This is a genomic window from Clostridium sp. DFI.1.208, assembly GCF_024463855.1.
In the GTDB taxonomy this organism is placed as follows: Bacteria; Bacillota_I; Bacilli_A; order Erysipelotrichales; family Erysipelotrichaceae; genus Clostridium_AQ.
On sequence record NZ_JANGCA010000008.1, the window covers coordinates 40,317 to 55,126 of the forward strand.

General features: G+C 46.0%; 14 protein-coding genes and 1 tRNA gene. 2 read left to right on the top strand and 13 right to left on the bottom strand.

Translation table 11 applies throughout. The features are described from left to right. Positions 1 to 18 precede the first annotated feature (18 nt). The 4 genes from NE665_RS05925 to NE665_RS05940 all read right to left on the bottom strand — a co-directional run bounded on the left by NE665_RS05925 (position 19) and on the right by NE665_RS05940 (position 4,823). Positions 19 to 963, bottom strand: a complete 945-nt coding sequence (locus NE665_RS05925; protein WP_117442003.1) for a glycyl-radical enzyme activating protein — start codon at positions 961 to 963, stop codon at positions 19 to 21. After that, entirely contained in the window at positions 926 to 3,271 is a 2,346-nt protein-coding gene (locus NE665_RS05930; protein WP_117442004.1) for a formate C-acetyltransferase/glycerol dehydratase family glycyl radical enzyme, read from the bottom strand. Before NE665_RS05930 ends, NE665_RS05925 begins: the two co-directional genes overlap by 38 nt. 130 nt (positions 3,272 to 3,401) lie before the next feature. After that, positions 3,402 to 4,169, bottom strand: a complete 768-nt coding sequence (locus NE665_RS05935) for a DeoR/GlpR family DNA-binding transcription regulator (RefSeq protein ID WP_117442005.1) — start codon at positions 4,167 to 4,169, stop codon at positions 3,402 to 3,404. Positions 4,170 to 4,442: 273 nt separating this feature from the next. Next, the gene (locus tag NE665_RS05940; RefSeq protein WP_178760226.1) at positions 4,443 to 4,823 is read right to left on the bottom strand and encodes a desulfoferrodoxin family protein; all 381 of its coding nucleotides are present in this window, start codon (positions 4,821 to 4,823) and stop codon (positions 4,443 to 4,445) included. 152 nt (positions 4,824 to 4,975) lie between these two features. Here NE665_RS05940 and NE665_RS05945 point away from each other — a divergent pair, with 152 nt between their 5' ends. Continuing rightward, complete coding sequence (locus NE665_RS05945; protein WP_117442007.1) at positions 4,976 to 5,857, top strand: RluA family pseudouridine synthase; 882 nt, start codon at positions 4,976 to 4,978, stop codon at positions 5,855 to 5,857. Between the two features lie 8 nt (positions 5,858 to 5,865). Here the strand turns inward: NE665_RS05945 and NE665_RS05950 are convergent, their stop codons facing one another. Further along, a complete protein-coding gene (locus NE665_RS05950) occupies positions 5,866 to 7,185 on the bottom strand; it encodes a GGDEF domain-containing protein (RefSeq protein ID WP_117442008.1) in 1,320 nt (439 codons plus the stop codon). A 303-nt stretch (positions 7,186 to 7,488) separates the two neighbouring features. Between NE665_RS05950 and NE665_RS05955 the strand changes: the two genes are divergently transcribed. Next, positions 7,489 to 8,811, top strand: a complete 1,323-nt coding sequence (locus NE665_RS05955) for a class II D-tagatose-bisphosphate aldolase, non-catalytic subunit (protein WP_117442009.1) — start codon at positions 7,489 to 7,491, stop codon at positions 8,809 to 8,811. A gap of 347 nt (positions 8,812 to 9,158) precedes the next feature. Here the strand turns inward: NE665_RS05955 and NE665_RS05960 are convergent, their stop codons facing one another. The 8 genes from NE665_RS05960 to NE665_RS05995 form a co-directional block, all read right to left on the bottom strand. Further along, positions 9,159 to 10,484: a patatin-like phospholipase family protein gene (locus tag NE665_RS05960; RefSeq protein ID WP_117442010.1), complete on the bottom strand. Its 1,326-nt coding sequence runs from the start codon at positions 10,482 to 10,484 to the stop codon at positions 9,159 to 9,161. 182 nt (positions 10,485 to 10,666) lie between these two features. Then, positions 10,667 to 11,104 (bottom strand): MarR family transcriptional regulator, encoded by a 438-nt coding sequence (locus NE665_RS05965; RefSeq protein ID WP_117442011.1) that lies wholly within the window; start codon positions 11,102 to 11,104, stop codon positions 10,667 to 10,669. A 13-nt stretch (positions 11,105 to 11,117) separates the two neighbouring features. Next, complete coding sequence (gene rplT / locus NE665_RS05970) at positions 11,118 to 11,480, bottom strand: 50S ribosomal protein L20 (RefSeq protein WP_117442012.1); 363 nt, start codon at positions 11,478 to 11,480, stop codon at positions 11,118 to 11,120. Between the two features lie 17 nt (positions 11,481 to 11,497). After that, on the bottom strand, positions 11,498 to 11,692 hold the full coding sequence (gene rpmI / locus NE665_RS05975) for a 50S ribosomal protein L35 (RefSeq protein WP_002610163.1): 195 nt from the start codon (positions 11,690 to 11,692) through the stop codon (positions 11,498 to 11,500). 25 nt (positions 11,693 to 11,717) lie between these two features. After that, positions 11,718 to 12,278, bottom strand: coding sequence for a translation initiation factor IF-3 (gene infC, locus NE665_RS05980; protein WP_002610161.1), 561 nt, complete (start codon positions 12,276 to 12,278; stop codon positions 11,718 to 11,720). A gap of 179 nt (positions 12,279 to 12,457) precedes the next feature. Next, the gene (locus tag NE665_RS05985) at positions 12,458 to 13,606 is read right to left on the bottom strand and encodes a DUF6348 family protein (protein WP_117442013.1); all 1,149 of its coding nucleotides are present in this window, start codon (positions 13,604 to 13,606) and stop codon (positions 12,458 to 12,460) included. A gap of 531 nt (positions 13,607 to 14,137) precedes the next feature. Further along, a tRNA-Lys gene (locus NE665_RS05990) sits at positions 14,138 to 14,213 on the bottom strand. Between the two features lie 181 nt (positions 14,214 to 14,394). After that, the gene (locus tag NE665_RS05995; RefSeq protein WP_117442014.1) at positions 14,395 to 14,751 is read right to left on the bottom strand and encodes a sporulation initiation factor Spo0A C-terminal domain-containing protein; all 357 of its coding nucleotides are present in this window, start codon (positions 14,749 to 14,751) and stop codon (positions 14,395 to 14,397) included. Positions 14,752 to 14,810 lie beyond the last annotated feature (59 nt).

The window sequence follows — 14,810 nt, forward strand, 5'->3', positions numbered from 1 at the left end:
ATGTCCTCCCTGATTTCTTTATTCTATAATCAGATTGCGGATACCCTGATCCCTTGCAATCCGATAGAATGACTCCATTGCTTCCTTTGTATATAGTTTCGGATTCTCATCAAAGCAATACTCCATATCCAGATATTCATACTTCGCCTTTGCCAGCGGATTATAATTAAGCAGCTCATAACGCACAGCTTCATAGCATCCATGCAGAAACTGCACAATGGCCGCAATATTTTCTCTGCGCGCCGTCATTTCGGGTATCAGCGGTGTGCGGATCGTCACACGATCGCGAATTTCCCTGCTGTGCAGCAGATAGCGGATATTTTCCAGAATCTGTGTATTCTCCACTCCAGTATAGGCTTTATGCACGGCACTGTCAAATACTTTCAAATCGGCATACACATGATCCAGATAAGGAAGCAGCTGCCGCAGCGTTTCCTGCGGGGCGAACAGGGATGACTCCATCGTCGTATGAATCCCCTCCGCCTTACATGCCTTCAGAATTTCCAGTGCAAAAGCAGGCTGTAGCAGCGGCTCTCCTCCGGATAGGGTAACCCCTCCGCCATAGCGGAAAAACGCGCTGTCTTTTTTTATTTCCCGCATGATATCCGCAACACGATAGCGTGAAGCATCATAGCGAAGCGCTCCTGTCGGACAGAGATCAAGCAGACCTTCCCAGTCCTCAGCAGCCTCACGCACAAGCTTTACACGTCCCTCCTGCATAGAAACGCCGCCATGAATGGCTGCTGCTGCACAGCTTCCACAATGCATACATTTCGATTCCATGTAGAGAAGCTGCGGAACCGGATGCAGCCCCTCCGGATTCTGACACCATGCGCAGCGCAGGGGACAGCCTTTAAGAAAGAGTGTTGTCCGGATTCCCTCTCCATCATGTGTCGCAAAGCGCTTGATGTCAAACACATAGCCACTAGATGCCTTCATAGCTCGTTCTGGCGATAATCTCATTTTGCAGCTCCTGCGCCAGCTCCACAAAATATGCCGTATATCCGGCAACGCGTACGGTTAAGGAAGCATACTGCTCAGGATGCTTCTGAGCAGCCAGCAAATCCTCCTTGCGCACGACATTAAACTGAATGTGCGGTATTTTCAAATCAACGAAGGTACGCAGAAAGCCTGCGAATTTATCTATGCCCTGTTCACTCTGAAAAAACTCCGGCAGAAATTTCATATTCAGCAGACCGCCATTGGTTGTACAGTCACAGGACAGACGGGATACTGATTTCAGGACGGCTGTAGGCCCATGCAAATCTCTTCCATAAACTGCGGACATACCACCATCCGCAAGCGGTGTACCAGCCAGTCTGCCATCTGCACTCGCACCGACATGCTCCCCCATCGGCACATGGGCGCTGACGGTATACATGCCGGTATGATACGGCCCCTTGCGATAATTGGTAAAACAGCGCAGCTTATCACGGAATGCCGATGCCCATTTCGCCCCCAGCGAGTCCACCCATTCCACATCATTGCCATACTTGTCCACCTTGTTCAAAAGACGCTGTCGCAGCATCTCATCCTGTGCAAAATTATGCTCCAGCGCATGCTGCAGAGCTTGCCTTGTTACGCTTTTCTTTTCATAGACCAAAGCCTTGATTGCAGCCAGAGAATCGGCTAGATTGGCAACCTGGATCATTTGTATACCGCTCAGATTATAATGAGCCCCTCCCCGGGTTACATCCAGCCCCTGCTCCATGCAGTCATCGATGACACTGGATAAAAACGGAGACGGCAGGATGTCGATATGTGCCTTTTCCACTTCTTCGCAGGCTGGAATCATCCGCTGCAGGAAATGATCGATCATGGCATCAAATGCACATTCCAGCTCCTCATAGCTTTCATACGTATCCAGACCACCCAGATCCGGCCCCAGCTGCTGTTTGGTAAGCAGGCAGCGACCATGATGCAGCGTCAGCTCCAGCACCTTGTTCAGATTGAACATTGCAGCATCGCTCCAGCCCAGATTATTCCCCTGCGTCGTCAGCTCAACGCAGCCAACGATGGCATAATCCATCGCATCCTGATGGGAAATACCCAGCTTTTCCAGCTCAGCTATAATCGCTTCATCATTGAAAAACTGCGGCATACCGCTTCCCTTTGCCACCACGCGAACAGCCTTCTTCAAAAGGGCAGCCCCGGTTCCCTTGTGCAGGCGCACAGACAGATTGGGCTGCGGCAGTCCGATGTGCTCCTGTGCCAGCAGAAACAGAAAGCTCAGCTCATTGCATACATCCTTCCCATTACCATCCTGTCCGCCGACCGCAATATTGAAGCCGATCGGAAAACCGGCAAAGTATTTCGCACTGTTTTTATTACGCAGATAGACAATCTGATTGAACTTCAGCCACAAGCACTCAATGATATCCAATGCTCGTTGCTCATCCAGACGTCCCAGCATTCGATCTTTCTTATAATACGGATACAGTATTTCATCCAGACGCCCCGGAGAGAAGCTGGAGGCATTGCTTTCCATATGCAGGACGACAAACAGTATCCACATGGACTGTACCGCCTCATGAAAGGTTTCAGCCGGCCGTTTGGACAGTGCCTTGCATACCGCCGCCGTCTCTTCCATATCCTGCTTCCATTCCGGATGGTGGCTCGCTTCCTTTATCAGCTCATCATGATAGCGCATCAGAAAGCGGCATACACCATCCATAACAAGACGAATGCTTTCGTAAAACGCGCGCTGCTCCTCTTTGCAATCCTGCAGATGGCGCTGTGCTTCCGCCTGAAGTCCGGCTGGCCCCTTTTCCAGCCACTCACGGACATTGGGACAGATATGTCCCTGTGCGTGATCCTTCTGGTTGATTTTTACGACTGTTGACAGAGAACTGATTTCCTCTCCATAGCGCTGCCGGAGTACATCCTCCAACGACCTGCCCTTCCAGTACGGCTTGATAACCTCACGGAATGTCTGCACATCCTCGGGACGCACAAGAAATTTATCCTGCGGACGGGTTGGCAGTGTTTCCAGCTCCTGGTCTACCCAGGAAATTCCACTTTCGGGAAAAACAACACCATAGCGCACACCCTTTGTCCGATTACCTACGATCAGCTCCTGCGGCTCAATACCGATTTCAAGCTCACATAGCGCATCATGAAGCGCATGTGCACGCTTTAAAATGACCGGCTCCTGTTCATGCTTCTGGTAGGCTCTGGTAATGATCATCGCCTGTTCCATACTCACATAACGCGGCTGAGACAGCATACGTTCCTTTAGAAGATCGATTCGAGCAGTTTTTTTCAGTTCCATTGCAGATACCTCCGTTTACATCTTCATTATAATATGCTTTTCCCCATTGTCAACTCTTTTCTTATTATTTCTTATTACTTTTTATTAAACAATAGAAAGAAATAAAAAAAGCCGGGATTTCATATCCTGACTATTCTGTAAGCTGTATACAAAGCTGCATGTTTTTCATCAGCTTCGCATTTTCCCTGTCCAGCTTCTTATCCGTAATGATCCCGGTGAATTCATCCACACCGGCATAGCGGTAATTGCCGATCTGCATAAACTTATCCGACTCACATACCATAAATGCCTGCTTACTGCTGGACAGAATGGCCCGCTTTGTCGCTCCGTCATTGGCCATATAGGTATATACACTGTTATCGTGTACGTCAATACCGACAACACCGAGAAAGGATATGTCAAATCGAAATTTCATTATCTGTTCCATTGCCAGACTCCCGACAAACCCGTCCCGACCATAATCAAACTCACCGCCGATGAATATCACAGGAAGGCTGCTGTCTGCCAGGATGGAAACAACCTCCAGCATATTGGTGACGATCGTTGCCTGCTTTTCCCGTTCCACCAGCTCTCTGGCTACCCGTATGTTGACGGTTGAGATATCCAGAAACACCACATCACCATCCTGAATCTGGTCCACAGCGGCTTTGGCGATGCCGCGCTTTTCCTCCTGATTCACATCCTTGCGCTGTGCAGCAATCTTTCGATGTATATTCTCGCGGATCAGTACTGCACCCCCATATGCCTTTTTCAGCAATCCCTTTGCCTCCAATGCACTGAGGTCCTTACGAATCAAATCCTCACTGACGGAAAACCGCTCACTGAGCTCCTTGACCTTTACCTTCCCATTGGCATGCAGCTCCTCCATAATAGCACTCTGCCGCTCCTCTACAAACATGTAATCAACCTCCTGTTTTCAACAGTATACCACAGTTTTTATGATTTCTTCGCATTTCATATGAAATTGTAATGCGCAGCATCATGCCCCTTTGCAGACATATCGCAAATACGGTATCCCTTACAGATGCACAAGAAGCATCCCGCTTCCCTGATTTTGAGCCGTTTGATTCTGCATGTGAAAATTCCTAAATCAGGATGGTCAGCTTTCCCCCCTCTTATTTTGTCAAAGTGAAAAAAAGAAGCACTCCTGTGCTCCTTATCTTCCATATGATTATGCTTCGATGTCAGTCTTCCATAAACCGTGCAGGTTGCAATACTCATATACATGCACCTTCCCCTTGTAATCACCAAGCGGGAAGACACCCTCCGGTTTTTCTCCAGGCTTCAGGTTTTTACGCATAACCTTATCTCCGGCCTCAACCAGAATCATCGTGATATAGTGCTCTGCCAGCATTGGGTGCTCCATGGAGCCAACCTTAACATGCAGATTTCCATCTGCGATTTCAGCAACCGGAACGTGCTTTTCCAGCGCACCGTCTGTTGTGTTTGCCTTTACTTCATCCATTGGCTTTCCGCAGCACATCACCGGAACGCCTTTGTCCTCGATCATTTCAACGATGTTGCCGCATACTGAGCATTTTAATAATTTCATGTTTATTTCCTCCTTATTTTATGTTATCTTCATAGTAGCAATTGCTGCTATGGATCATCCTTTACAACCAGTTCCTCCTGGCTCGATGCCAGTATAGCATGACCCATATAGGAAATTCTATTCATTTGACCAAAAATTTATGAGGTGATTTTATGAAAATCGAATTAAAAAACAATATCTTGCAATTACGCAGCATTTCCTGTGCGGATACGGATGCTGTTTTCGCATATTTCCATATTGCTAAAAAGAAACGCTATGAATACTATCAAAACAATCGTGTTTCCATAAACAACCGCATCATCCTACGCAACCATGAGCTGCAGAAGCAGGATACCGTACGCATCTCGCTGTGTATGGAGGAAGATACGGTAGCACCCTGGTACGAGGATTTGGAAATCCTCTTTGAGGATGAACTCTTCTGTATTGTAAACAAGCCTGCGAATCTTCTGGTACACAGTGACGGAATAGAGAATGTCCATACCGTTTACAATCTGGTAAAGGCACATTATCTCATGGAGGGACACAATACATGTGTCCGAGCGCTGCACCGTCTGGATTATGAAACCAGCGGTGCTCTGATTTTCTGCAAGATTCCCTTTTTACAGCCCCTGCTGGATGCAATGCTGAAAAGCAAGCAAATTTATCGCGAGTATGAGGCATTTGCACAGGGACACATGGCACAAAAGCAGTATACCATCACCCGGGGAATCGCCAGAGATCGACACGATGCGCGCAAAATGCGCATATCCAATCAAGGAAAGGCTGCCAGAACCGATGTGTTTGTAATCCGTAATTTTGCGGATTTCACATGGATTCGCTGTCGGCTATACACCGGGCGCACCCATCAGATCCGTGTCCATCTGGCCGCAATACAGCATCCCCTGCTCAGCGACCCGCTCTATGGGACGCGCGACAGCAGATGCCCGCGTCTTGCTTTGCATGCATGCCGGGTACTCATCCCACACCCCCTTTCCAACGACATGCTGCGCGTGGAATGCCCGCTGCCGCATGACCTGCGGCAGTTGCTGGATTAACACTTTCCTTATTTTAAAATACAGACCTTATTACGTCCGGCCAGCTTTGCCTTATAGACACTGCGGTCGGCTCTTTTTAATGCGTCCTGACAATCGTGATCACTCTTATAATAATACGCTGCACCGATGGACAATGTCACCTGCACGCGGTTCCCGTCAAAAACAAAATCCGAGCTTTCAATCAAACGGCGCAGACGTTCGATATACGCATAGATATTCTCCTTACTGATTCCGCTGCATATTAACAGAAATTCATCACCGCCCCAGCGAAACAGCATGTCACTGCTTCGGATTTCCTTTTCGATTTGTTCACAGACATGACGCAGAACATAGTCTCCCATATCGTGTCCATACCGATCGTTGACCTTCTTAAAATCATCCACATCGAAAAATATGATGGTATAGAAATCCTCCTGGTTCTGAAATTTCTGAAATGTGGATACCAGCGTCATATCCCCACTTCGCCGGTTAAAGCAGCCGATGAGCGGGTCCCTGCTGGCGCTTGTTTTCAGAAGCTCCTTTTCCGTTATATCGTTCATGGTACCAAGCACGACCTTAATATCGCCGTTTTTATCCGGCAGTCCCTTGAAATTTGTTTCAAAGATCAAATCGAGATTGGTTTGAATATTCTTCAGATGAATGACCGCATGCTCCGATAACGCCTTTCGCTCAATGCGCTCCAGCAATACCGGCAGCTGGTGAATCTGCAGCAGCTCATTCAGCTGCTCCACCGTATATGAACGCATGGGAAGCCCCAGCTTATCGCACAGAGATTGATTCGCGGAAAATTCTCTTTTTCCTACATCGTATTCCCATATATACATATTAGCCATACTCAGCAGAAGATCAAATTTCTCCTGCTCGTGCAAAACACGCTCAAGCCGCTCCTCCATCGTCCGTACAGACCTCGTGACACCGATGATATGCAGATTGTCATTGACCCAGTATGCATGAGCACCCACCTCATAAAACCGGATTTCGCCGCTCTTATTTTCCCGCTGATAGGAAAAAAACTCCTTCTCGCTTGTTCCCAGCATGATTCTGTGGACTGCTTCCTTAATTCGCTTATGGTCATCCGCATTGACGCCCTGCATAAGCATCCGAAAGGAATTGATGATGACATGACCGTTTGGACAGGTAATACGCACCATCTGTGTCAAGGGATCAAAATCCCATATATTTTTACAGGACAGCTTTAACAGTGTCCGGTACCTGTCATCCCTATTCTCCGACTTCTCTTCATTTTCCTGTGTTACCTGCCGCTCTTCCAGCTGTTTCAACAGAATGCGAACCTGATGGAGAAGAAATTGTTCCTGTTCGTCAAGCATCAGCCCCACCGACCTTTCTTGTATACGATTACTTCGTTTTGCTCATTATAGTATATCACACAGACGTCACAAAAGAACACCCCTTTCAGATAAAGAATGACGAAATTTTCATTCCATTTTCCATTTTCGTTTGGGTTGCATTTTCCACTCTGTTTTCTGTATCATTTTTTGTCTTTTTATCTTTTCATAAAGAACTATTTGTATTTTTGTACAAAACTTTTATACAAACTAGCATTCCGTTTCACTTCCGTTTACTTTCCCTCATTTCGTGCTATAATTTGAATATATAAGGAGGGTTTTGAAATGCCACAAGCAAATCCATTGAAACAGATTGTTGTTAAACAGAAAGAAGGAAAACCGGTTGGAATTTATTCCTGCTGCAGCGCAAATGACTATGTAATCGAGGCTGCACTGGAATGTGTCAAACGCGATGATTCCTGCGTCCTGATCGAGGCAACGGCCAATCAGGTTGACCAGAACGGCGGTTATACCGGTATGACACCAAAAGACTTCCGCAATTTCGTATTAGAGAAAGCAAAGGCGATCGGTGTGGATGAAAGCCGTATATTCCTGGGAGGAGATCATCTGGGTCCTTTGACCTTCGCCGCTTTACCGGAAAAGGAAGCGATGGAAAAGGCAGAAGAGCTGGTTCGCTGCTATGTTGCTGCCGGATTCACAAAAATTCATATCGATACCAGCATGAAGGTTGCGGATGATGATCCAAACGTTCGTCTGAGTGACGCAGTTATCGCAAAGCGTGGTGCACATCTGGCACGCATCTGCGAGGAAACCTATCAGGAGCTGCTGAAGCAGGATCCCGATGCTGTACGTCCGGTATACATCGTTGGAAGCGAGGTACCGATTCCAGGAGGCGCGCAGGAAGAGGGTGCCGGTATGCAGGTAACCCGTGTTGAAGATTTCAAGGCTACTGTCAAAACCTTTGAAGAGGCATTCAAGGCAGAAGGACTCGAGGAAACATGGAAGGATGTTATGGGCGTTGTTGTACAGCCGGGTGTAGAGGAAAAGGACGATGGATGTACAGAATATGACCGCAGCAAGGCAAGCGAGCTGATGGCTTCCATTAAGGAATATCCAAATCTTATTTTTGAAGGACACTCCACCGATTATCAGACAAAATTCAAGCTGCGCGAGCTGATTGAAGACGGTGTCGGCATCCTCAAGGTTGGTCCGGGACTGACCTATGGCATGCGGGAAGCACTGTTCGCACTCGCAAACATCGAAACAGCCGTATATCATGGAAAAGAAGAGGAGCTCAGCAACTTCATCGATGTTCTGGAAGAAGCGATGATGGAGGATCCAAAGAACTGGAAAAAGCATTATCATGGGGATGACAATGCCCTGTGGTTCAAACGCAAATACAGCTTCTCTGATCGCAGCCGCTATTATATGCCAAATCCAAAGGTGGCCGCAGCCAAGGATAAAATGATTGCCAATCTGCGCAAGAGCGGTATTCCATTGAGCGTATTGTCCCAGTTCATGCCGATTCAGTATACAAAGGTTCGTGAAGGACATTTGGAAAATGACCCGGAAGCACTGATTAAGGATCGCATCGTAAATACGATTGATGAATATCTGTACGCAACACATCAGGAAGCATTGTTCTAAGAAACACAAGCAGCATCACAAGTAAGAAAATCCTGTATCCTATGAATCAGACAGGATGCAGACTGCATATGAAAAAGACAGGCGCTGGATTTATTTCGCACCTGTCTTTTTGTTTTCTCTTTTAAAGCCTTTTTTCCTGTAACAGAAATTAGGAAACGGGTTGGATTATCCTTTCGCAAAAAACACTAGAACCGCATGAAGCTATCTGCGGTATTTTCACATCACCTTTACGCACTGAAATAGCAGAGCTATCATCCACAAAAGACTGGCCCGCCCCTTTTTTAGAAGCAAAGTCCTGTGATGAAGGTATGCGGGATTTCCAAGCAACTGCATTCCTTTAGGCTGCTTCATAAGCCCTGTGGCTGCACCTGGGAAAGACAGGTGTTCCCCTTTTCCGCCAGCTGTGCCATTGCATACAGAAGATATGCCATGACAAAGGAATCATTCATAAGAAGTGCAATCGCCTCCAGCTCCTTGCGGCTTACAGCACCTGCAGTCCGCATGTAATAATAGATGGAACAGATGATCTCCTTCGTACTCTGCCCCTTTAAAGAGGCAGCGGCATCCAGCAGATGCAAAGCATCGCGGTCTGCTCGTTCTGCGATACTTACATGCTTCTGTGCACATGCAAGCACCTGCTCTGCAAAATCCGGAAAGCTCTGGATTCCGATATCGTCCATCTGGAATGCCAGAGCAGTCATTTCCAGCATACGCAGGAACGGCCAGTCATACTCCTGAAAATGGGAGAAGCTGGCAATCATCTGATGATGAAACGCCTTTTTCACAAGCTTGCTCATATAACGGCGGTCCACCAGATCATCAATCTGTTCCAGCTGCCGGTGGATGCGTTCCTCAAAGGCGATAATGTTTGCCTTGTCCTGTAGAGAAAACGTATAAATGCTTCCCAGACAGCGGTCAAATTTCTTCAGGGTATCCTGATAGCCACGTTCCATATTGCGATGAATCCGTTCCTGATCAAACAACAGAAAGCTGCCAAGGGATACCTGTGGTTCAATGTAAACCACATCCTTCTGCGGACGATGTATTTTCTTCTTTCCGACAGCCTTCAAATCGACTGCCACAATTTGCTGTGCGCCCATGCTGCGTGCCAGCTCGATGGGAACATTGTCGTAATAGCCGCCATCCACATAATGCTCTCCCTCGATCTCCTTCATCGGAAATGCGGGAAAGCAGGAGGCAGAGGCGATGATGTAATCCAGCGCTGTATCCTTGCTCATATCCTTGCGAAAGATTGGCTGCGGCTGCTTTTTCGTAACATTCACGCACATACAGGCATAATCAATATTAGAGGAGAAGAAACGCTCCGCATCAAAATAATCCTGCAGCTTGTTCACAAAGGGGGTGATATCCGCACCCTTGTTTTTCACATAGCTTTTTAACAGTGTTTTATACCTTCCCTTCTGTGACATCAGCAGCTCGATATCCATATCCAGATTCACACCATTGGCAATAATATCATCCACTGACAGCTTTTCCCACAGCTCCAGACAGCGTTCATACTGCTTTTGCACATACATGGCACCAATCATTGCACCAATACTGGTACCCGTTACAATATCAAAGGATATCCCCAGCTCCTCCAGAGCCCTCCAAACACCCAGCTCGTAGGCTCCCTTACTGCCGCCACCACCAAATACAAGTGCACGCTTCATCTGCATCCTCCTCTCATGCTATATACAAAACCTTCAGCATTATGATTTCTCCTGCTTTCATTTCTCATCCATCCGCTTTCAAAATCCTGTATCCCACATTTCATCTTCCCTGCTCCATTGCCAATATTATAGCACCATTCCCCTGCCTGCATACAGAAAAAAACCTGCTCCAGGAACAGGCTTTAGTATTTTCCTTTAAAAAATTCCATTAGATTACGCAGTGATTGAATCAGCTCCACCTCTTTATCAAGCTCAAGCTCATTCAATAGACGCTCAATCATTTCCTCGTGGAAACGATTATGAATGTCCAGGATACTCACTGCCCTTTCGGTAAGCTTCAGACGCACGATTCTCTTGTCCCGCTCATCCTTAACACGCTCTACATATCCTTTTTTCACAAGCTTGGAAGTTGAAACTGTCAGTGTCCCCTGCGTCACCATCAAACGCTTGGCAATCGCGGACATCATATTGGATTCACTCTTTTCGATTGCTTCCAGAATATGTACTTCGGTCATGGACAGCTTTACTCCCTGATCGCGGAGATTTTTCTCCTCAATCAAGAGTATGTAGTTGAACAGATCTACCAGAAGTTCATTCAAAGTATGACGTGTGTCATCCATAAAGCTTCCTCAATTAAGCTTTTTCGATTGCTGCCTTAGCAGTTTCTACGATTTTTGTAAAGCCCTTAGGATCGTGAATAGCGATCTCACTCAGCATTTTACGGTTGATCGTAACGTTAGCCAGCTTCAGACCGTGCATCAGCTTGGAATAAGAAATCTCGTTCATTCTAGCAGCTGCATTGATACGTGCGATCCACAGCTTACGCATGTTGCGTTTCAGATCCTTACGGTCGTTATATGCATATTTGAAAGAGTGCATAACCTGCTCATGAGCAGTCTTATACAGAATGTGCTTAGCACCATAGTACCCTTTCGCTAATTTTAAAACTTTTTTTCTTCTCTGACGTGTTGTATATCCACCTTTTACTCTTGCCATCTTATATTCCTCCTATATTATTTCACTAACATCTCTTTGATACGCTTGTAGTCTGTACTGTGTACCGTACCGGATTTTCTTAAATGACGTTTCTGTTTCTGTGTTTTACCATGGAAACGGTGAGAAGTATAAGCATGACTTCTTTTCAGCTTTCCAGATCCAGTTTGTTTAACTCGTTTTGCTAATCCTCTATGTGATTTCATCTTTGGCATAAGTAGTACCTCCTATAATTTATATCTATTTCTTCTTCGGTGCCAAAACGCATGACATCGTGTTACCTTCCAGAATTGGTCTCTTTTCAATAATCGCGATATCTGAGATTTCCTCTGTGAAGCTATTCATAATCTTTTTTCCAACTTCCAGTCTCGTAATCAGTCTTCCTCTGAAGCGCATGTCCACCTTGACCTTCATACCGTCCTCAATCCATTTGCGCGCATGACGCATTTTTGTATCAAAATCGTGCTTGTCAATGACCGGGGACAGTCGAATCGGCTTGATTTCCGTAACGTGCTGTTTCTTTTTGGCTTCCTTCGCTTTTTTCTGCTGTTCAAAGCGATAACGGCCGTAGTCCAGCACCTTACATACCGGCGGTTGCCCTTTCGGAGCCACACACAACAGATCCAATTCCTGTCTGTATGCAATTTCCAGAGCCTCACGACGCATCTTGATTCCAAGTTTGTCTCCGTTGGCATCAATCACCATGACTTCCTTGAAGCGGATTTTTTCATTTACCAGATCGTCGTTTACGTTGTTAGGAATAACTTTCTTGTTTATAATAGACACCTCCAATGTTGCCATAAGAAAAGCGGGTACTCATATGCACCCGCTCAAATATCTCATCAACAATTTCGTCTTTTCGATATGTTGTAGCTTTTACCTATGCCTTCGGACATCAGGTGAGAAGGGGTGCTTCTAACTTTCCACTAACTTTTCTGCTTGGTTATCATATCACAGTTAAAGACCTGCGTCAAGGATAATTAACGCATTATATAATCATTTCTGGCGTAATAGCCGATTCCCGGTATCATGAGCTCATCCAATGCATCCCCGTTGTCCATTGCTTTTTGAATCGCCCGGGCATTGGCGCTGAAGCTGATCACGTTTTCGATGATGCTGCGATTCACACTATCCTTTTTCAGATGCTCCATAACCGTTTCTTCTATATAGGAGAAGGACTGCAGCTGACTCTGATACAGCTCCCGTGTTTTCTGATCCTTCTGAATCAGGAACAGACGTGCTCCGTATTCTACCTTCGGGTAGGCATATTTACAATAGATTTCCGGAACGAAGGAGAAAATTTCATATGCCAAGGAATCATCCTTGCACAACCGGATCAGCTGCTCGCGCAGCTTGCGGTGATCCTCCTTACTCCCGCATTTCTCATACCATTTGATTGCCTTTTTCGTATACTGGCGAATATCATCCCCTGTGAAATCAGAGGGTTCAAAGCTGCGTTCCTCCTGTATAAGCAGAAAGTTCTGCTTTTCCGTATGATAGCTTCCGATACAGTCCCAGCTCTGTGCATAGGGCAGAAGCACCTCACTCAGCTCACTGTCCTCAATGCCATTGATTCGCACCTCACACAGCACAGTGCTTCTGGTCTTGGAAGCAAACACCTTGATCCAGTAAGCCTTTTTATTGCCAAGGCGCAGCTGCAGCTTCAGCTTCAGCATTTCCCAGAAGTCCTGCTCCATCAGACCTTCCCGCTTCCCGATGCCATGCACCTCATTCTTATACACCTGAAAGTAATGACGAAGCTGTGTAAAGCCGAAGACGGTTTCCTCCGACTTTCCCTGCAGAGCCTGCAGATACAGCTGCAGCGTATGCCGGTAAAAATCCTCACACGCCAGTGTAACCGCCTCCTGTGCATTTGACCCGCTCGCTGCCACAGATTCCAGAATGGCATCATCCAGCCATTCATGATGGAGCTGAAAAACGATTTGCGCAACATTATGCTCAACCGAAATCACATCTGCATATATATAGATTTCCTGTGCTTCCAGCACAAAGGCATCATCAAGAATCTGACCCTCCTCACACATATGCTCCAGCTGTTCCAGTACAAGTGCATGAAAATCAATCGATTCCTCTGCTGTATTTTTATGCTTCTTCCTTCGAAATACCATAGACACCATCTTCCTTTTTTGTCATTGTAAGTTGTAAACATTATATAACAAATTTCAGCTACTTTCCACCTCCCCTTTCCAGATACCGTCAGTTTCACATAATTGTTTTTCTATATTCCCACGGAAGCAGGATATCCTCATCAAACAGTTGCCGCATGAGAGATAGTATATATAAGGAGAGGGAGAATTTTATTATTCGAGATGCGACCCCCTATGCATATAAGTCTACTTGCGTTGAAGAATGTTAAAAGTGCTAATTATTAAAAGTCTTAGATTGGGCAAGACAGCAAGCACTTACAACAACATATGCAAGGGAGGCTTTCATTTCTGATGATCTAGTGAAATGAGCTGAACTCACGACAATGACACTGTACACGCCCATACTGATGAAACTAAAAAAACAGAACTTAACGAATGTATGTAATACAACGTGTGGTGAAATGTGTTGCATCCAGAAAACAACACAAAACTAATTTCGCAAAATATAAAAAAAGCTCTCTTCATAATTGAAGAAAGCCTATCAAATTTACATGGTGACCCCTCAGGGAATCGAACCCTGGACCCACTGATTAAGAGTCAGTTGCTCTGCCAGCTGAGCTAAGGAGTCATTTGTAACTTGCTCAATTATAATACCAAATGATTTGAATAATTGCAATACCTAAATTGCAGAAAATTGCATTTTTTTATTCTTTTTTTTAGAAAAGAGCAAAATTCATAGAAAATCATACCAAGCGTCCTCTTTTTTTACGCTGTAGACCACTTTTCATAATTTCACAAAGGAGCATTCTTCATCCCCCTGTGCGATTGGCATTCATATATTGCAATGACATTTCTATGAATTCTCTTAATGTAGGCTGTCTGTAGTGCAGCGTATGCAGGACCCGCTGCTGCATGGCATGATTACCGGATAACAGGGTAGCCAGCAGTATATACTCCAGCTCTTCCTCCACATGTGCCGCAGTTGTTTTATGCTTTTGCGCAATCACCACATACAAACTTTCAATGATACTGCTCAGCAGCTCCGGCTGTTCATAGGCGCTCAGTATGGCCGTATGTAAAAAGCTGTAGCCTGCTGTGTGATTGGGAACCCCCATACACGTCAACAGATCGCATACCCTCGGTTTTAGTTTCTCTATCCCATTCATGTATACATTCCTCCTGAAAACCATCATACATGCTGCCCAGCTCTCACAGAGTCTATATA